The organism is Nonomuraea sp. NPDC052265, assembly GCF_044547985.1.
In the GTDB taxonomy this organism is placed as follows: domain Bacteria; phylum Actinomycetota; class Actinomycetes; order Streptosporangiales; family Streptosporangiaceae; genus Nonomuraea.
On record NZ_JBIUBJ010000009.1, the window covers coordinates 54,308 to 72,776 of the forward strand.

14 protein-coding genes and 1 pseudogene are annotated in these 18,469 nt (G+C 73.1%); 13 read left to right on the forward strand and 2 right to left on the reverse strand.

Annotation, left to right across the window (positions count from 1 at the left end):
• A complete protein-coding gene (locus tag ACIHAD_RS25940) occupies positions 1 to 1,128 on the reverse strand; it encodes a M20/M25/M40 family metallo-hydrolase (protein ID WP_397357221.1) in 1,128 nt (375 codons plus the stop codon).
• Between the two features lie 186 nt (positions 1,129 to 1,314).
• Between ACIHAD_RS25940 and ACIHAD_RS25945 the strand changes: the two genes are divergently transcribed.
• From ACIHAD_RS25945 to ACIHAD_RS26005, 13 genes and pseudogenes are all read left to right on the forward strand, one after another.
• Complete coding sequence (locus ACIHAD_RS25945; protein ID WP_397357222.1) at positions 1,315 to 2,757, forward strand: leucyl aminopeptidase family protein; 1,443 nt, start codon at positions 1,315 to 1,317, stop codon at positions 2,755 to 2,757.
• Positions 2,754 to 3,734 carry a MaoC family dehydratase gene (locus tag ACIHAD_RS25950; protein WP_031169926.1) on the forward strand — a complete coding sequence of 327 codons (981 nt, stop codon included), beginning with the start codon at positions 2,754 to 2,756 and terminating at the stop codon, positions 3,732 to 3,734. The genes ACIHAD_RS25945 and ACIHAD_RS25950 overlap by 4 nt, the downstream gene beginning before the upstream one ends.
• A complete protein-coding gene (locus ACIHAD_RS25955; RefSeq protein ID WP_397357223.1) occupies positions 3,731 to 4,549 on the forward strand; it encodes an HpcH/HpaI aldolase/citrate lyase family protein in 819 nt (272 codons plus the stop codon). The genes ACIHAD_RS25950 and ACIHAD_RS25955 overlap by 4 nt, the downstream gene beginning before the upstream one ends.
• 1 nt (position 4,550) lies before the next feature.
• The gene (locus ACIHAD_RS25960; protein WP_397357224.1) at positions 4,551 to 5,756 is read left to right on the forward strand and encodes a pyridoxal-phosphate dependent enzyme; all 1,206 of its coding nucleotides are present in this window, start codon (positions 4,551 to 4,553) and stop codon (positions 5,754 to 5,756) included.
• A complete protein-coding gene (locus tag ACIHAD_RS25965) occupies positions 5,740 to 7,254 on the forward strand; it encodes a serine hydrolase domain-containing protein (RefSeq protein WP_397357225.1) in 1,515 nt (504 codons plus the stop codon). The genes ACIHAD_RS25960 and ACIHAD_RS25965 overlap by 17 nt, the downstream gene beginning before the upstream one ends.
• A 10-nt stretch (positions 7,255 to 7,264) precedes the next feature.
• Complete coding sequence (menC, locus tag ACIHAD_RS25970) at positions 7,265 to 8,380, forward strand: o-succinylbenzoate synthase (RefSeq protein WP_031169933.1); 1,116 nt, start codon at positions 7,265 to 7,267, stop codon at positions 8,378 to 8,380.
• 39 nt (positions 8,381 to 8,419) lie between these two features.
• Positions 8,420 to 8,686 (forward strand): annotated as a pseudogene (locus ACIHAD_RS25975) (IS5/IS1182 family transposase); the annotation flags it as partial.
• A 105-nt stretch (positions 8,687 to 8,791) separates the two neighbouring features.
• Positions 8,792 to 9,094 carry a transposase gene (locus ACIHAD_RS25980; protein ID WP_397357455.1) on the forward strand — a complete coding sequence of 101 codons (303 nt, stop codon included), beginning with the start codon at positions 8,792 to 8,794 and terminating at the stop codon, positions 9,092 to 9,094.
• A gap of 194 nt (positions 9,095 to 9,288) precedes the next feature.
• Positions 9,289 to 10,902 (forward strand): PucR family transcriptional regulator, encoded by a 1,614-nt coding sequence (locus ACIHAD_RS25985; protein ID WP_397357226.1) that lies wholly within the window; start codon positions 9,289 to 9,291, stop codon positions 10,900 to 10,902.
• A gap of 126 nt (positions 10,903 to 11,028) precedes the next feature.
• The gene (locus ACIHAD_RS25990) at positions 11,029 to 12,969 is read left to right on the forward strand and encodes an alpha/beta fold hydrolase (protein ID WP_397357227.1); all 1,941 of its coding nucleotides are present in this window, start codon (positions 11,029 to 11,031) and stop codon (positions 12,967 to 12,969) included.
• Positions 12,969 to 14,198 carry a methylaspartate ammonia-lyase gene (locus ACIHAD_RS25995; RefSeq protein ID WP_397357228.1) on the forward strand — a complete coding sequence of 410 codons (1,230 nt, stop codon included), beginning with the start codon at positions 12,969 to 12,971 and terminating at the stop codon, positions 14,196 to 14,198. The genes ACIHAD_RS25990 and ACIHAD_RS25995 overlap by 1 nt, the downstream gene beginning before the upstream one ends.
• Complete coding sequence (locus ACIHAD_RS26000) at positions 14,182 to 15,384, forward strand: CaiB/BaiF CoA-transferase family protein (RefSeq protein ID WP_031169941.1); 1,203 nt, start codon at positions 14,182 to 14,184, stop codon at positions 15,382 to 15,384. Before ACIHAD_RS25995 ends, ACIHAD_RS26000 begins: the two co-directional genes overlap by 17 nt.
• Positions 15,381 to 16,631: an amidase gene (locus ACIHAD_RS26005; protein ID WP_397357229.1), complete on the forward strand. Its 1,251-nt coding sequence runs from the start codon at positions 15,381 to 15,383 to the stop codon at positions 16,629 to 16,631. The genes ACIHAD_RS26000 and ACIHAD_RS26005 overlap by 4 nt, the downstream gene beginning before the upstream one ends.
• Here the strand turns inward: ACIHAD_RS26005 and ACIHAD_RS26010 are convergent.
• A complete protein-coding gene (locus ACIHAD_RS26010) occupies positions 16,611 to 18,278 on the reverse strand; it encodes a DUF885 domain-containing protein (protein WP_397357230.1) in 1,668 nt (555 codons plus the stop codon). The two genes, ACIHAD_RS26005 and ACIHAD_RS26010, sit on opposite strands and share 21 nt — an antisense overlap.
• Between the last annotated feature and the right edge of the window lie 191 nt (positions 18,279 to 18,469).

Here is an 18,469-nt window from a genome sequence, read left to right on the forward strand (position 1 = left end):
TCATCGCCTGGCCTCGCCGAGCAGGTCGGCGAGCAGCCCGGTCAGCAGGGCGAGACGGTCGCCGAGCCGAGCCACGTCGACCCACTCGTGGCGGGCGTGCGCCCCGCCGCCCACCGCGCCCAGGCCGTCCAGGGTCGGCACCCCGGCAGCGGCCGTGAGGTTGCCGTCCGATCCGCCGCCGACCGCGACGCCGGCGAGCGGGCCGATGCCCAGCCGATCCGCCACGGCGCGGGCCCGCTCGAACAGCCCGGCCGTCATCGTGGCATCGAGCGGCGGACGGTCGATGCCACCCTCTATCTCGACGGTGACCTCACCGTTCGCCGGCGCCAGGCCGCGGATCGCGGCGTCGACCCGCCGCAGCTCCTCGGTGGTCCGGGCGCGAACGTCGATCGTCAGCGTGGCCCGGTCCGGCACCGTGTTGACGGCCGTACCGGCGGAAGCCATCGTCGGCGTCACGCTGGTCCCCGCCGCGTCGTCGGCCAGCGCGGCGACGGCGCCGACGGCGGCGCCCAGTGTGATCAGCGCGTTCGCGCCCAGGTGCGGTTCCAGGCCGGCGTGGGCCGCGCGTCCGGCGAAGGTCAGCTCGTAGTGGGCACGGCCCTTGCGCTCGGTCTTCAGGGCGCCGGAGTCGTCGCCGGCCTCCAGTACCAGGGCCGCAGCGCAGCCCCTGGCCTCATCCTCGATCAGCTCGCGGGAGGTCGGAGAGCCGAGCTCCTCGTCGCCGGTGACCAGCAGGGTGACCCCGGATGGGTCGTCGAGCGCGGCGATGGCGTGGAAGGCGAGGGCGAGGCCCACCTTCATGTCCAGGCACCCGGGCCCGCGGATCCGGTCGCCGGCCGTGCAGGGGATCGTGTCGATCGTGCCCAGCGGCCAGACGGTGTCGTGGTGCCCCAGCACGAGCACGCGAGGTGGTTCCTTTCCCCACCGCCAGCGCAGGTGGGTGCGGCCGGCGGTGACGATCGGCTCGGCGGGGCGGCCCAGGATCTCTTCGCCGACCCGCGCGACGCAGTCGGCGCTGCGGGCGACCGCGGCGAGGTCGGTGGAGGGTGACTCGCAGCGGATCATCCGGACCGACGCCGCGACGACGCCGGCGACCCGGGAGCGGGAGCCGACGGACAGTGCGTTCATGGGTTTCCTCCGGCGCTTTGGACGGCGCCGCCAACGTTTCATCGGGTGCGGTGGCGACTCTTGTGGCCCGACATGAAAGGCGGTCCCGAGGTTGGGTGTTCGACACCGACGGCGGCCGGCGCCGCCGGTTAGTTTGCTCAAACGAGACGGGTCGCAGCGGGCGGCCCGCGTGTTCAGGAGGACCAGGTGACGGAACGGGTGGCGGACGTGGTCGTCGTGCCGGTCGGGACCGATGGGGCGGTGCCGGCCCCGGTCGCCGGCTTCGTCGCGGAGGCCGGCGTTGATGTTGACGTGCACGCGATCGGGGCTCGCCTCGGCCCGGCCGAGCCCGGCGACGTGGCCCGGGTCCCCATCCTCGACGGCCCCGACCTCGTCTACGTGACCGTCGGTGATCCCCGGCGGGGTCTGGCGTTCGACCACGTGCGGGCGGCCGCGATGGCGGCGGCCCGGCACTGCGGATCCGCGCCGGCGGTGCTCGACGCGATCGGGTGCTGGGAGGCCGACCCGGATTGCGCGGTCGCCGCGGCGGAGGGCTGGACCCTCGGCACGTACAGATACCGCCCCGACTGGACCGTCGCCGACCTGCTCGCCCGGCTCGACCCCGGTCCGCGTCGGCACGGGGGACCGGAGCATGCCGTACGGGAAGGGGTCGCGCTCGGCGCGGCCGCCAACCTCGCTCGGGATTTGATCAACACGCCGCCCGGCCAACTCGTCCCGGCGCGGCTGGCGACCGTGTGCCAGGAACTCGGCGAGGCGCTCGGGTTCGAGGTACGCGTACACGACGCCGCGACGCTGGAGCGCGAGGAATTCGGCGGCATCGCCGGCGTGGGCCGGGGAAGCGTGCATCCGCCGTGCCTGATCGAGCTGCGACGCGGAGGCGACGGCCCGCACACGGCGCTCGTCGGCAAGGGCATCACCTTCGACGCGGGCGGCCTGTCGCTCAAGCCCACCCGGGGCATGCTCACCATGAAGGCGGACATGGCCGGCGCCGCCGCCGTTCTCGGCGCCCTCGTCGCGCTGGCCCGCCTGGGCTCCGACGCGCCGGTGCGGGCCTATCTGCCGTGCGCCGAGAACATGCCGGGCCCGGACGCGGTCCGGATCGGGGACGTCCTGCGCCATCGCGGTGGCCGGACCGTCGAGGTGACCAACGCCGACTGCGAGGGACGGCTCGTGGTCGCGGACGCCATGGCGTACGCCGTGGAGGCCAGCCCTGCCGCGATCGTCGACCTGGCGACGCTGACCTCGGTCACCGGCCTCGGCCCCGACATGTGGGCCGGTTTCGGCACCGACGACGCCCTGCTGGCGCGGGTGCTGGCCGCCGGCGGCGCGGCCGGTGAGCCCGGGTGGGCGATGCCGATGTGGGAGCCTTACCGGGCCACCCTCGCCTCCGACGTGGCGGACACCCGGAACTTCGACCCGGACGCGCCCCAGCCGTACGGCGCCATCACCGCGGCGCTGTACCTCGAGCCGTTCGCGTCCGGCGTGCCGTGGGCGCACCTCGACCTCGGGCTCACGGTGATGCGCCCGGCCGCCGACGCCCGGTGGGCCGCAGGCGCCAACGGCCGCGGGGTGCGCCTGCTCACCCGCTACCTGGCCGCCGGCGCGCCGGCACTGGAGGAGGACGCATGAGCGTCGTGGACGGTCCATGGTTCGACGACCTCGCCGTCGGCGACACCTTCACCGCGCCGGCCGTCACGCTGGATGCCGGGCTCCATGCCCAGCACCGGGCGATCCTCGGCGACCGGCTCCGGCTCTGCCTCGACGAGACGCTCGCCGAGCGGGTCACCGGACGTCCCGGCCTCGCGTATCCCGGCGTGGTCTGGGACGTGGCCGTCGGCCAGTCGAGCGTCGTGACCCGCCAGGTGGTGGCGAACCTCTTCTACCGGGGGCTGCGGCCGCGGGCGACGCCGTACCTCGGCGACACCCTCGTTACCTCGACCGAGGTCGTCGCTCTCCGCCGGGTCCGGTCCCGGCCCGACCGGCCCGAGCGCGGCAAGGCGGTGCTGAGCATCGTGACCCGGGACCAGACCGGACGTGTCATCCTCGCTTTCGACCGGTGCGCGCTGCTGCCCTGCCGCGACGGGTCCGGACCGGCCCCGGAGGCGGGCCCCCACGTCGACGGCCTTTTCACCGCACCGTCCGTGCCGGACGTGGCGACGGCCCCCGACTGGCTCGCGCAGTGGTCGCTCAAGCCGCTGGCGCCCTCGCCCGGCGGTCCGCCTGCGGCTGGCGACACCTTCGAGCTAGCGGCCGGCGACGTCGTCTCGAGCGCGCCGGAACTGGCGCGGCTCACCGTCAACATCGCGGCGGTGCACCACGACGCGGAGGCCGCCGGCGGCCGCCGGCTCGTCTACGGCGGGCACACGATCGGGCTCGCGCTCAGCCAGACCTGCCGGATGGTCCCGGGGCTGGTGATCGTGACCGAGTGGTTCGCGTGCGACCACGTCGCGCCCGTCTTCGAAGGCGACACGGTGCGCAGCCGCGTCACGGTGCGGGGCGTCACGCCCTACCGGGACGGCACCGCGATCGCCGTGCTCAACACCCAGACGTCGGTGGCCGGTCGCGGAGCCGTCCTCGACTGGACCTTCGCGGCGCTGGTCGCATGAGCACCGTACGAGGCCCGGCCTGGCTCTTCGTCCCGGGCGACCGCCCTGAGCGCTTCGCGAAGGCCGCGAGCGCCGCCGACCAGATCATCTGCGATCTGGAGGACGCCGTGGCGCTGACTGCCAAGCCGGCGGCCCGGGACCACGTCGCGGGCTGGCTCGCCGTCGGCGGATCCGCCTGGGTACGGGTGAACCCGGCAGGATCACCGTGGCATGCGGACGATCTGCGCGCGCTGGTCGGCTGCGCGGGCCTGCGGGGCGTGGTCGTGCCCAAGGCCGAGTCGGCGGCGGACCTGCAACGCGTGTGCGACCTGCTCCCGGTGCCGTCGGCGGCCCTCGTCGAGTCCGCCGCCGGCGTCGAGCGAGTCGCCGAGATGCTCGCCGTCGAGCGGGTGGAGCGGCTCATGCTGGGCACTGTCGACCTCGCCCTCGATCTCGGCTGCGAGCAGGAGTCCGACGTCGTCAGGCAGGTCCGGAGCCGGCTGGCTCTGGAGTCCCGCGCGGCTGGGAAGCCCGCGCCGGTGGACGGGGTGACCATGGCGCTGCGGGACTACGACGCCACGTTCGCCGACGCCGGGCGAGCGCGCCGCGAGGGCTACGCGGGCAAGCTCGCAGTCCATCCGGTCCAGGCCGGCGCGATCCGGGCCGCCTTCGCGCCGTCGCCGGAGGAGGCGTCCTGGGCGCGCGAGGTGATCGCGGCGGCCGGGCAGGGTGCGGTCGCCGTCGGGGGCGTCATGGTCGACGCCCCGGTCGTCGAGCGCGCGCGCCGGATTTTGGCTGGCTCGGCCATCGATGAGAAAAGGGGAACTGGGGACTGAGATGGCGCACTTCGAGAGTAACGTCCTGTGGAACCCGGCGTGGTCGGCCCTCGACGGCTGGGCGGAACGCCCTCCGGACGCGATCGAGCACTTTCACCGATCGATCCCGGGATTCGCCGAGTCCGCGCTGGTGCCGGCGCCGGCGATCGCCGACCAGGTCGGCGTCGCGCACGTGCTCGTCAAGCACGAGGTCGAGCGCCTCGGCCTGCCGTCGTTCAAGGTCGTCGGTGCGAGCTGGGCCGTCAGCGTGGCGATCGCCGGCCACATCGGCCGCGTGCCCTTCCCGACGTTCGACGCGCTCGCCGAGGCGGCCGGCGCCCTGCGCGCCTCGATCGTCCTGTCGACCGCCACGGACGGCAACCACGGCCGCGCCGTCGCGTACCTGGCGCGCCGGCTGGGCCTGAACAGCCGGATCTTCGTGCCCGCGGACATGGCCGAGGCACGCGTCGATGCGATCCGCGGTGAGGGCGCCGAGGTCGAGGTGGTCGCCGGATCGTACGACGACGCCGTTCGCCGGTCGGCCGAGAGCGCGGAGCGGGACCGGCCCGACGGTCGGCACGAGCTGCTCGTCTCGGACACGTCGTGGCCCGGGTACACCCGGATCCCCGAGGCCGTGGCCGCCGGCTACTCGACGATCTTCGCCGAGACCCGGCGCCAGCTCGCCGCGGCGCTCGGCTCGGACGCGTCGATCGACCTGGCGCTCGTCCCGGTGGGCGTGGGCGCGTTCGCCTCGGCCGCGGTCCGCAGCCTCGCGAGCGGGTCGTGCAGCGTCGTCACCGCCGAGCCTGCGGCGGCCGACTGCCTATGGCAGTCCCTGGCGGCCCGGGAACGGGTGACGGTGCCGGGACCGCACGAGTCCACGATGGCGGGGCTCAACTGCGGCGAGGTCTCACTGGTGGCATGGCCGGCGCTGCAGCGGGGCGTCCGTGCCGCCACCCGGGTCTCCGACCTCGAGGTGGCCGCGGCCGTCCGCGACCTCGCAGCGCTCGGCGTCGCGACCAGCGAGAGCGGCGCGGCCGGCCTGGCCGGTCTCCGGCGGCTGCGGCTCGACTCGCGGGCGGGTTCGCTGCTGCGGCCCAGATCCACGCTCGTCCTCTTCGACACCGAGGGGGTCACCGATCCGGCCGGATACGAGGCGGTCCTGGCCGGATCGTCGACGGCGCGGGGTCGTACCGAAGAAGGGTCGGGTCATGTCGCGGGTCGATGAGCTCATCGCGTACCTCTCCGAAGCCGTTCCCCGCGAAGCGAGGTCGCGGGGGATTCCGGGGGTCGCCGTAGGGTTGTGTGATGCCGACGGCGTCCTGTGGGCCGAGGGATTCGGCAGCGGCATCGGCGTCCGCACCATGTTCAGCGTCCAGTCGACGTCGAAGCTGGTCACCGCGACCGGCGTGCTGCTGGCCGTGCAGGAGGGCCTGGTCGACCTCGACCAGCCGATCCTGCGCCACCTGCCGGACTTCACCGTACACAGCGACTTCGAGGAGCGGCCCGAACGCCGGATCACCCTGCGCCACCTGCTGACCCACACCGCCGGCTTCACCCACGAGGCGCCGGTCGGGTCCAACTACGAGGTCGGCGACGCCACGTTCGAGGAGCACCTCGCCAGCATCCCCGAGACCTGGCTGCGGTTCCCCGTCGGCCACCACCACGAGTACTCCAACCTCGGGATCGACCTCGCCGGCCAGGTGGTGGCTACTGCAGCGGGGGAGACGTTCGCCGAGTTCATGCGCGGGCGGCTGTTCGAGCCGCTCGGTCTCACCCGGTCGACGTTCGACTTCGGCGCCTTCGACGGCGACGAGGACCGGGCGCTCGGGCACTCCCGCACGTTCGCCCGCGCGGGTCGCGACGTGCCCCGGCGAGTGCCGATGGTGCCGTCGGGCGGTCTCTACACCAGCGTGGCGGATGTACTGCGCTACCTGCGATTCCAGTTGCGCGAGGGCGACGGCGTCCTACGGCCCGAGTTGGCCCGGCAACACCTGGACTTCCCGAGGCTGACCGAGGAGCAGACCCAGGGGTACGGGCTGGGGCTCTACGTCGACCGCTGGGCGCCCGGGGTCAGGGTGCTGCACCACGGCGGGGCCGGCTTCGGCTTCCTCTGCCAGGTGTTCTGGCTGCCGGACCTCGGCATCGGCGGTGCGGTGCTCACCAACTCCGTGGACCACGACCTGCAGAACGAGCTGGCGGCCGACATCGTCCGGCGGCTCGCGGACGGCCACGGCTCGCAGGCCACCCCACCCCCGGCGGCGGCTTCGCCTTACCCGCAGGACGCGGCCGGCCGGTACGTCGGGCGCCTTGGCGACATCCGGGACATCGTCGCCCGCGACGGCGAACTTCACGGCGTCGACGGCCGGTCCGTGTTCCTGCGCGACGCGGCCGGGCACGTCCGTTACCAGCTCGACGCCACCACCGGCGATGTGCGGTACCGGACCGTCGTGCCCGAGCTCGGCCCGTCGACGCTCGAACCCGGCCTGGCCGGCGACTACGAATCCCGGGTCGGGGAGGTGCCGATGGCGCCGTACCGCCTGCGGCAGGACGGGGACCACGCCGTGATCGACCTGCCCAGTGGGGGCTCCCTCGACGACCCGATCACCCTGCAGCTTACCGCCGCCGGCCCGGGACGCTACCTGTCCGCGACCGGCGAGGTGCTGACGGTCGGCGACGCCGGCCCGGCGTACGCCAACATCCCCCTGACCCGGACCGAGGACTGAGGTGACCCTGATGGGTAAGGTATCCGCGCTAGAAGGCATCGAGATGCGGCGGCTCCGGCTGCCCCTGGTGTCGCCGTTCCGTACCTCCTTCGGCACCCAGACGACCAAAGACGTGCTGATCCTCCGCGCCGTCACCGCCGACGCCGAGGGCTGGGGCGAGTGTGTCGCCGCGCAGCACCCGCTGTACGCCTCGGAGTACGTCGGCGCGGCGATGATCACGCTGCGCGACTTCCTCGTGCCCGCGCTGCGCGACCTGCCCGCCATCGACGTCAACCTCGTCAGCGCCGCGCTGGATCGCTTCCGCGGGCACCGGATGAGCAAAGCGGCGCTCGAGATGGCGGTCTGGGACGCCGAGCTACGGGGTCTGGGGATGCCGCTGAGCCGCGCGCTCGGCGCCGTCCACACGTCGGTGCCGGCGGGCGTCTCGGTCGGCATCATGGACACCCTCGACGAGCTGGTCACCGCGGTCGGCGCCTACCTGGCCGACGGATACCGGCGGATCAAACTCAAGATCGAGCCAGGCTGGGACGTCGCGGCGGTGCGCGCGATCCGGGACGCGTTCGGCGACATCCCGTTGCAGGTCGACGCGAACGCGGCGTACACGCTCGCCGACGTCGACCAACTCCGGAAACTGGACGATTTCGACCTGCTGCTCATCGAGCAGCCGATGGCCGAGGAGAACGTGCTGGGCCACGCCGAGCTGGCCCGCCACCTGCGAACCCCCATCTGCCTGGACGAGTCGATCACCTCCGCCCGGGCCGCGGCCGACGCGATCAGACTGGGCGCGTGCCGTGTCGTCAACATCAAGGCCGGCCGGGTGGGCGGCTACCTCGAGGCCCGGCGCGTGCACGACCTCTGCCAAGCCCACGACGTCCCGGTCTGGTGCGGCGGCATGGTCGAGACCGGCCTGGGCCGCGCCGCGAACGCCGCCCTGGCCGCCCTGCCCGGCATGCGGCTACCAGGCGACATCTCCGCCTCGTCGCGCTTCTACCACCAGGACATCACCCCACCCCTCGAACTCAGCGACGGCTACATGTCAGTCCCAGAAGGCCCAGGCCTGGGCGTCACCCCCGACCCCGAAGCCCTCGCCGCAGCGACAGTTCACACCGAGTGGCTACCCCTATAGGAGGCCGCTGAAGAATCGGCGTGTCGTCTGTAGTGATTTATGCCGAGATGCGATGATTTCTGGGTGCGGGGTGTGGAGCGAGCAGACCGGGAGCTTCTCGACGCTGCCGCGCTGGTGGGTCATCTGGTGCCCGAGGGCAGTATGTTCGCGTTTCTGGCCGAGCATCGCGGTGCGCTGTTCCCGGACGAGCAGTTCGCTGATCTGTTTCCGTCCGGGAAGGGCCGTCCATCGATGACGGCGTCGGTGGCGGCCTCGATCCTGACGTTGCAGACGTTGCTGGACCTGTCGGACGCCGACACCACCGAACGCACGCACCACAGCGACAGCGACCAACGCCGGGAGTGGTACGGCGATTCGGCCTACGGCACCGGTGACCTGCGCGACGCGATCGGCCAGGCTGGCGACACTGCGGTGATCAAACCAAAGCCGTTGCAGAGTGCGGTTGAGGGCGGGTTCACCGTCGATGACTTCACTGTTGACGAGCACGTACTGTGCCGCACCTGCCCGCTGCGCGCACGGTGCACCAAGTCCAAGACCGGCCGCAAGATCGTGCCGCACGAACACGATGCGGTACTGCGCACGACCCGCCGCGACTGGGCAACCAACCCCGCGCTGCGCGAACGCTACATGCACACCCCACCGGCCCACCCACGCATTCGACCGACCACCGCGCACCCGGACCACCCACCAACCTCGGGCCGAGCAGACCGATGAAACGCTGATATTCAGCGGCCTCATAGACAGCGGCGACCGCTACCGCCCATCCCGCAGTGACCCCGAAGCCCCGTAAAGATGGTGCTGCCGCACCAGATCGAGCAGGCCGATAGTGCCGTGGAACAAGATCGGGCCAGCCGGCCGTGGCTAGAATCCTGGCTGTGGGGCACCCGGAGCAGCCGGAAGCATCCGTCGTGGTAGACGGACCGTCGATCACGCTGGCCCGGATCCTGGAGGACGCCGGCCACACCCTGCTCCGCCCGGCGTTCGACGGCCAGGACCTCGACCGGATCGTCGACGGCCTGGTGATCTTCGACCCGGCCGACCAGGTCGCCTGGTCGCGGCGCCCCCTGGTTCTTGCCGTCGGGGTCCAGGCTGGTGAGCAGCTCACCGCCCTCAGCGAGCGGGTGGCACGCCAGGGCGGCGCGCTCATCGTCCACGAGAGCGCCGTCGCCTCGCTGACCGGCCCGCGGACCGTCGCGCCGGTGCTCGCGCTTGGCAACGAGAACTCCTGGATCCAGCTCGCCGCGACCCTCGCGCCGCTGGTGAACGGCTCGTCCGGCCCCGCGCTCGCGGCGCCGCTCGGTGGCGTCCCGACCGGCGACCTGTTCGCCCTGGCGAACGCCATCGCCGAGATCCTCGACGCGCCGGTCACGGTCGAGGACCGGGACTCCCGGGTGCTCGCCTTCTCGATCCGGCAGGAGGAGGCGGACCCGTCGCGCATCGGCGCGATCCTCAACCGCCAGGTCACGCCCTGGGCCACGCAGGATCTCACCGAGCGCGGCATCTTCCGCCAGTTGTACCGCACCCAGGAGCCGCTCTACGTCGATCCGCCCGAGAGCGGGTACGGCGGTTTCACGATGCCCCGCGTCGTGCTGGGCATCCGGGCCGACGACGAGATCCTGGGCTCAGTGTGGGCCGCGGTCCCCGGTCCGCTCTCGGACGAGCGGATGCAGGCCTTCCGCGAGCTGCAGGGCACGGTCGCCGTGCACCTGCTGAGCCACCGCGCGAACGCCAACGTGGAGCGCCGAATGCGTTCGGACCTTACCGCCCAGGTCCTGGCCGGCGGCCCGGAGGCGGAGGAGGTCGCGGCCCGGCTCGGCCTGCCCCGCCGCCCGATGCTGGTGCTCGCGGTCGCGCTCCCGGACGGCGAGGACGAGCCCGCACGCCTGCGCGGCGACCGCGCGGCCGAGCTGCTGCGCATCGGTGACGCGTTCGACATGCACCTCGGCACCGTCCAGCCGGGCGCCTCCGCCGCGCTGGTCGGCGACATCGTGTACGGGATCGTTCCGCTGCCCCCGGCCGCCGACCCGCACTCGGACCGCGGTCAGCGGATGGCGAAGGACTTCCTCACCCGGGTAGGGCGGCGGTCCGCCGCGGTGATCGGGGTCAGCGCCGTCGCGCCCGACGCCTACGCCCTCCCGCGGGCCCGGGAGGAGGCCGACCGCGCGCTGCGGCTGGCCCGCAGCGCGCAGCAGGGCGACCGCGTCTGCTCGACGGTCGAGCACGCGTACGAGCTGCTCATGATGGAGATGGCCGACCTGGTGTCGGCGCGGGGGATGGGCCTCAGCGGGCCGCTCGCCCGCCTCGTCGAGCAGGACGAGCGCCACGGGTACCTGGTGCCGACACTGCGCGCGTGGCTGGACCACTTCGGCGACAACATCGCCGCGTCGGCGTCGCTGCACGTCCACCCCAACACGTTCCGCTACCGCCTGAAGCGGGTCGCGGAGGTCTCCGGGATGAGCCTGGACAACCACGACGAGCGGCTGTCGCTGATGCTCCAGTTCCGGCTCTTCATGCGCTCCTGACCGGCAGCCTCGTCGCGCGGCGCTACCCGGCGCCCGCAATTTCGTGCCGCGACACCAGCGCCGCCGCCCCCGGACTTGTGACGATCAGCGGTGTCCGGCATCCAGGCAACCGACGAGAGGACCGGTGTGAACCGCTATCTGACTGTCGACGACATCCGGCGGATCGACGTACCCAGGCAACCGGCGATCAGCCCGGACGGCAGCGCGGTCGCCTACGTCGTCCAGACCGACGACCTCGACGCTGACCGCGTCGAGCAGACCCTGTGGCTGGTGCCCACCGGCGGCGGGAACCCGCGCCGCCTGACCGACGGCGTCGGCGACTGCGCCCCGGCCTGGTCGCCGGACGGCCGGCTGCTCGCCTTCCTGCGCACCACCGACGGCCGGCCCCAGATCTGGCTGCTCGACGTCGGGACGTCCGAGGCGCGGCAGCTCACCCGCCGGCCCGGCGGAGCGGGCGCCCCGGCGTTCAGCCCGGACGGCTCGCGGCTGCTGTTCACCGCGCCGGCCGATCCCCCGGAGTCCGAGGGCACGTGGGCGTGGGGCGCGCCGGTCGTGAGCCGTCGCCTCGACTACTACGCTGACGGCGCCGGCGTGCTGAGCGCCCCGCGGCAGCACATCCACGTCGCCGACGTCGGCACGGGCGGATGCGAGCAGATCACCGCCGGCGAGTGGAGCGCATCCGGGGCGGCCTGGTCGGCGGACGGCACCCGGATCGCCTTCTCCGCCGCCATGTCCGCGGACGCCGACCTCACCCGGCATTCCGCCGCGTACGTCATCGACCTCGGCGACCCCGGACGGGTCCCGCGGCCGGCGGGCCCGGAATCCGGCAGCGCCGGGCCGCTCGCCTGGACGGGCGACGGCACCCGGCTGCTGGTCTGCGGCCACCCGGAGGGGCCCGCGCGCTTCACCGGCCTGCTCCTCGTCGATCCGGCGGACGGCACGGCCCGGCACCTCACCGAGCAGATGGACCGGCAGGTCATGTACGGCGCGCCCGGTTATCCCGGCTCGACGCCGCGCGTGGTGCCGCAGCTCGGGACGGTCCTGTTCTGCGTGCGCGAGGGCGGCTACGTCGTGCCGTACACCATGCCCGAGACCGGCGGCACCCCCACCGCGCTGCTCGCGGCGCCCGACCAGAACGTCTCGAGCCTGAGCGTGGCCGGCACACTGGTCGCGTTCCTCGGCAACGGGCCGGACACGTTCGGCGAGATCTACGTCCTGGACCTCACGACCGGCACGTCGACCCAGCTGACCAACCATCGCGAGCGGCTCGGCGACCGGCGTCCGGCCCCGCGCGCCGAGCGTACGTTCACCATCTCCGATGGGACGGCCGTCACCGGATGGGTCATGCGCGACCCCGACGCCACCGGCCCGCAGCCGCTGCTGCTGGACATCCACGGCGGCCCGCACAACGCCTGGAACGGCGCCGCGGAGGCCGTGCACCTCTACCACCACGAGCTCGTCGCGCGCGGCTGGACCGTACTGCTGCTCAACCCGCGGGGAAGCGACGGCTACGGCGAGGAGTTCGCCCGCGCCGTGAGTGGCCGGTGGGGAACCTCGGACACCGCGGACTTCCTCGAGCCCCTCGAAGAGCTCGTCGCCGAGGGGCTCGTCGACAACAACCGCATCGCGGTGACCGGTTACAGCTATGGCGGCTACATGACCTGCTACCTCACCAGCCGCAGCGACCGGTTCGCCGCGGCCGTCGGCGGGGGCGTCATCAGCGATCTGCGCAGCGCCGCCGGCACGACCGACAACCGGCGCGCCCTGTCGACCAGCGAGTGGGGCGGCGCGTTCTGGGCGGACGCCGAGAACTACGCGGCGATGTCGCCCATCACCCACGTGGCCGACGTACGCACTCCCACGCTGCTCCTGCACGGCGGTGCGGACGTCCGCTGCCCGCTCGACCAGGCCAGGCAGTGGCACACGGCGCTGCGCGAGCTCGGCGTGCAGACCGAGATCGTGATCTACCCGGAGGCGTCGCACAACATGCTGTTAAACAGCCCGCCCCGGTTCCGGCGCGACTACAACGCCCGGGTCGTGGACTGGGTGACAAGGTACGCCGGCTGATGCGCGTCTCGGGGATTCTGGCGGTGCCCGGCATCGGCACCTACAGCAACGACGACCAGGCGGCGATCAAGGCCGGGGCGGTACGCGACGGCTACTTCTACGACGGCCCCGCGCTCACCCCAGGCTACCGCGCGATCCGCCAGCCCAGCGAGTCGCTGCAGATTCTGCTCTTCCTCGACGACGACCGGGTGGCCACCGGGGCCGGGGTGTCGGTGCAGTACGCCGGCGGCTCCGGGCGCGAGCCCGTCCTGCTGGCGGAGGCGGCCCGCGACCGCTGGCTGCCGGTGCTGCGCGACGTCCTGCTGGACGCGACCATGGACTCGTTCCGGGAGACCTCCGCCCTGATCGCGCCGCTCGGGCTGCCACGAGCGGTCGCGTACGGGGTCAGCCAGGCCCTGCTCGATGCGGCCGCGAACGCCACCCGGCGCACGATGGCCGAGGTGGTCGCCGCCGAGTACGGCGGCGCCGATCCGATCGGTCCAGTCCCGCTGCTCGCCCAGTCCGGCGAGGACCGGCGGGGCGCGGTCGACCGGATGGTGCTGCGCCGGGTCGAGAGCCTGCCGCACGGGCTGATCAACAACGCCGATCTGCTCGTCGGGCCCGGCGGCCACCTGCTGCTGGACTATGTCGGCTGGGTACGTGACCGGGTGCTGGCACGGCGCCCGGACGACGACTACCAGCCGGTGATCCACATCGACTGCTACGGCACCCTCGGCGACGTGTTCCCCTCCGCGGCCGAGGTGGCCGGCTTCCTCGCCCGGCTGGCCGAGAAGTGCGCGCCGTTCCCGCTGCGCGTCGAGCAGCCGATGCGCGCGGCGTCGCGGGAGGCCCAGATCGACGTCCTCCTGCGCCTGCGCAAACACGAAACCGGCGTCCAGATCGTCGCCGACGAGTGGTGCAACACTCAGGAGGACGTGCTGGCCTTCCTCGACGCGCGGGCGGCCGACATGATCCAGATCAAGATGCCCGACGTCGGCAGCCTCGACGACGCCGTGCGGTCCGTTCTCGCCTGCCGGGCCGCGGGCGTCGCGGCGTACCTCGGAGGGTCGTGCACCGAGACCGACCTGTCGGCCCGCATCGCCACCCACGTCGCGATGGGCGCGGGCGCGGACGTGCTGCTGGCCCGGCCCGGCATGGGCGTTGACGAGGCAGTGATGGTGACCAGGAATGAGATGGCACGCACCCACGCGGTCATCGAGCACAGGAGCAGACGTGACGGGACTCAGTGACATCAGGATCATCGCCGTCGAGCAGTACGGCGCCGGCCCGTTCGGATCGTTGCACCTCGCCGAGCTCGGCGCCGACGTGATCAAGATCGAGGACGCGCGTACGGGCGGCGACATCGGGCGGCATGTCCCGCCGTTCGCCGAGGACGACGACAGCCTCTTCTTCCAGAGCTTCAACCGGAACAAGCGCAGCATCTGCCTCGACCTCTCGGTTCCGGCCGGCGTGGCGGTGCTGCACCGCCTCGTCGAGGGCGCCGACGCGCTCATGTACAACCTGCGCGGGGACGTGCCGGACAAGCTCGGCCTCCGGTACGCCGACCTGAGCCACCTCAATCCGCGGCTGGTGGTCTGCTCGCTGTCCGGTTACGGGATGACCGGGCCGCGGCGGGCGGAGCCGGCGTACGACTACGTCGTCCAGGGTCTCGCCGCGTGGATGGACCTGACCGGCGACCCGGCCGGACCGCCGACCAAGAGCGGCCTTTCGCTGGTCGACTACTGCGGCGGAGTCGTCGCGGCGATGTCGTTGCTGGCTGGGATCCACGTCGCCCGGCGCGACGGCGTCGGCGGCGAGTGCGACGTCAGCCTCTTCGACACGGCGATGGCGATGCTCTCCTACCCGGCGACCTGGTTCCTCACCCGGGGGCACGAGACCCGCCGCAAGACCCGGTCGGCGCACCCCTCGGTAGTGCCGTTCGGCGCCTACCCCACCGCGGACGGCTGGTTGATGCTCGCCTGCGTCAAGCCGGTGTTCTTCGAGCGCCTGACCAAGGTGCTGGGCGTCGCCGAGGTCGCCGCCGATCCCCGGTTCGCGACGCTCGCCGGCCGCCAGGCGCACCAGGCCGAGCTGGACGCGGTGCTGGACTCCGCCCTGTCCCGGCACGGCACCGACCACTGGGTCGGCCTGCTGTCGGCGGCGGGCGTGCCGTGCGGCCCGGTCAACGGGCTGCGCGAGGCCTTCGAGGAGCCGCAGGCCGCGCAGCGCGGCCTGGTCGTCGACACCGACCACCCCAGCTTCGGTACGGTACGGCACGTGCGCACGGCGGGACGCGCCTGGTGGGAGAACCCGGCGCCGGACCGCGCGCCGGGCCTCGGCGAGCACCGCGAGCAGATCCTGCGGGAGGAACTCGGCATGAGCGCCGCGGAACTGGCCGATCTTGCACGGGGCGGCGCCTTCGGCGGTGAACGGTGAGCGGCGCTCCCGCCGCCGTGGTGGCGCTCGCCGCCCGGCTGAACGCTTTCACCCAGCTGATCGAGGACGGCATCGCGGCCGAGAAGAACGGCCCGATGGCGGGCTGGACCATCGCGGTCAAGGACAACATCGACGTCGCCGGGACGGTGCGCACCGACGGGCTCCGCGGCCCGCATCCGCCCGCGGCGGTGATCGACGCGGAGGTGGTGCGCCGGCTGCGGGCCGCCGGCGCGCGGATCGTCGCCAAGGCGAACCTCGAGGAGATCAGCTTCGGGGCGACCACGCAGAACGACACGTGGGGCGCCTGCCGCAACCCGTGGGACCCGGACCGGATCCCCGGCGGCTCGAGCGGCGGGTCGGCCGCCGCGGTCGCCGCGGGCCTGGTCCGGCTCGCGATCGGCACGGACACCGGCGGCTCACTGCGCAACCCGGCCGCGTTCTGCGGGGTGACCACGCTGCGCCCGAGCCACGGGCTGGTGCCGACGCTGGGAGTAACGCCGCTGAGCCCCAGCATGGACGTCGTCGGGCCGCTCGCGCGTAGTGCGGCCGAGGCCCGCATCGCCCTGGAGGTCATGGCTGGCACGGGCTCGCGGCCCCTTCCGCCGCGGGACCTGTCCAGCCTGACCGTGGCCGTACCCGAGCAGTACTTCCTCGACGACCTGGAGCCCGCGGTCGCCGCCGGCTTCCGCGACCTGCTCGACCTGCTGGGCGCGCACGGCGCGAAGATCCGGCGGGTGGCCCTGCGCGACGTCGATCGGGTGCACCAGGCCATGGCCGCGCTGCAGAACTCCGAGGCGATCCGCCACCTCCGGCCGTACTGGCACGACGCCCGCGTCTGCGCCGGGATCAAGGGGCGGATCGAGGCGGGCCGCCGGGTGACCACCGAGGAGATCGAGAGCGCGCTCGCGGTGGCCTTCGTCTGGCGGGCCCAGGTCGACGAGGTGCTCGCCGAGGCCGACGTCATCGCCGTGCCGGCCACGCCCTTCGTCGCGCCCGTTGCCGGGGACGGCGATCTCACCCTCACCAGCCGGCGGATCAACCGGCTCACCGGCTGCTGGTCGGTCACCGGCCTGCCCGTCCTCGGCCTGCCGGTGTCGCCCTCGCCGGCCGGGCTGCCGGTCGGCGCACAGCTGGTCGGCCGGCGCGGCGCCGACCGGGCCCTGCTCGTGGTGGGCGAAGCCGTGCAGGCGGTCAGCGACTGGCATCGCCGCCGCCCGCCCGGCGCGCTACCCGACGACGCCTGGTAGTGCCGCGGCGACGTGCGCCTCCAGCAAGGGCAGAGGCAGCTGCCCCGCGCCGAGCACCACGTCGTGGAACCGGGCCAGGTCGAAGCCGGCACCCTGCCGGCGCTCCGCCTCCCGCCGGATCCGCACGATCTCGAGCCGGCCGACCAAGTAGGCCAGGGCCTGGCCCGGCGTCACGATGTACCGGTCGACCTCCGCGTCGATGTGCCCCGGGCTCAGCGGGGAGTGCTCGGCCAGGAAGCGCTTGGCCCGCTGCCGGCTCCAGCCCTTGGCGTGCAGGCCGGTGTCGATGACCAGGCGGCAGGCCCGCAGCGAGTCGAACGACAGCATGCCCAGCCGGTCCAGCGGGCTGCTGTAGAGGCCCATCTCGTCGGCGAGCCGTTCGGCGTACAGCCCCCAGCCCTCGAGGAAGCCGGTGACCGTGGTGGTGCGGCGGAACTCCGACAGCTCGGTGAGCTCGGCGGCGAGGCCCATCTGCAGGTGGTGCCCGGGAACGCCCTCGTGGAAGGCGAGGGCCTCAATCTCGTACCGGGCCCAGGCGCGCGGATCGGAGACGTTGATGACGAACGTCCCGCCCCGCGAGCCGTCCTTCGGCGCAAGCATGTACTGGCCGAGCGATCCGCTCGTCGCCGCCTCGACCGCGCACGCGGCGCGCGGCAGCCGCCCGAACCAGCCCGGGGCGCGGTCGGTCGCCCGGGCCAGGGCGACCTCCGCGGCGCGTACGAGGCCGGCGGCGTCGTCGAAGTGCAGGGCCGGGTCGTCGCGCATCCTGGCCATGACGGCGGGCACGTCCGAGGTGCCGAAGACCTCCCGGCCGAGGGCGGCGTACTCCTCGTCCAGGGCCGCGACCTGGGCGAGCCCGATCTCGTGGATGCGGTCAGGGTGGAGGTCGGTGGTGGTGTGCGAGCGGACCAGGGTGGCGTAGACGCGATCGCCGTCGTCGAGCCAGCACAGCCCGCACCGCTCGTCGGGCCGCGCGGACGGCGCGACCTCCCATGTCAACGCGTTGGCATAGTCGGCCAGCGCGGGGCGCACCACCTCGCCGATCACCGCGCGCAGGTGATCCGTGCGCGCGGCGCGGTCGACGGCCAGCAGCGGGTCGTCCTCGAGCGGGGTGTGCAGCCACTTCCGCACCCTGTCCACGGTGTCCGCCACGGCGAAGGCGACCGGGGTACGGCCGGCCGCGCGGCCCGCAGCGAGACGCTCCAGCCTGTCGCGCAGATTGCGCGCGAAGCCGCGGTACTTCTTCGGCAGGGCGCCGGCCACCTCGGCGGACGGGAGCGCCAGCTTGGCGACCTGGCCCGGGAACTGGGTCACCGGCCCGAAGAGCGGGTCGACGTCGAGCTCGGCGAACCGGTGTTCGAGCACGTCGGCTCTGGTCGCGGCCTGCCAGGCGAGGACCGCGCCGTCGAGCGAGACGGGTGTGCCGTCCGGCGTACGGGCGAGCGCGGCGGCGGCATGTGCCACCTCGCGCAGCTCGCGGAGCTCGGCCGCCTCGGCCGTCGCGCTGACGTCCTCGAAGTGCCCTGCCACCGAGTACTCACCGATCAGGTGCGCCCAGGTGGGCGCCGTGCGGTACCGGAGCTCCTGGTACCGCTTGCCGAGGCTTTCGACGTCCACCAACCCGAACCCCTCCGTCATTTGATCCATGTTTCACCTAGTCGGGTACGGTCTGACGGACGACGTTAAAGTGAGGGGCGACCGTGGGGCTTGGGTCTGGCCACGATCGAGCACGGGCACCTTTGTGGGCTTGGACAAGAATCGCTGCCGCGCTGTGGCTTCAATCGTGGGTTACATCACCCAGCGCCGAGCTGGCTCGTCCCGCCGGCCGCAGAGGAAGT

Coding starts and splice junctions, on each gene's coding strand:
- ACIHAD_RS25940 (WP_397357221.1), bottom strand. CDS start 1,128: ATGAACGCACTGTCCGTCGGCTCCCGCTCCCGGGTCGCCGGCGTCGTC.
- ACIHAD_RS25950 (WP_031169926.1), top strand. CDS start 2,754: ATGAGCGTCGTGGACGGTCCATGGTTCGACGACCTCGCCGTCGGCGAC.
- ACIHAD_RS25955 (WP_397357223.1), top strand. CDS start 3,731: ATGAGCACCGTACGAGGCCCGGCCTGGCTCTTCGTCCCGGGCGACCGC.
- ACIHAD_RS25960 (WP_397357224.1), top strand. CDS start 4,551: ATGGCGCACTTCGAGAGTAACGTCCTGTGGAACCCGGCGTGGTCGGCC.
- ACIHAD_RS25965 (WP_397357225.1), top strand. CDS start 5,740: ATGTCGCGGGTCGATGAGCTCATCGCGTACCTCTCCGAAGCCGTTCCC.
- menC (WP_031169933.1), top strand. CDS start 7,265: ATGGGTAAGGTATCCGCGCTAGAAGGCATCGAGATGCGGCGGCTCCGG.
- ACIHAD_RS25995 (WP_397357228.1), top strand. CDS start 12,969: ATGCGCGTCTCGGGGATTCTGGCGGTGCCCGGCATCGGCACCTACAGC.
- ACIHAD_RS26010 (WP_397357230.1), bottom strand. CDS start 18,278: ATGGATCAAATGACGGAGGGGTTCGGGTTGGTGGACGTCGAAAGCCTC.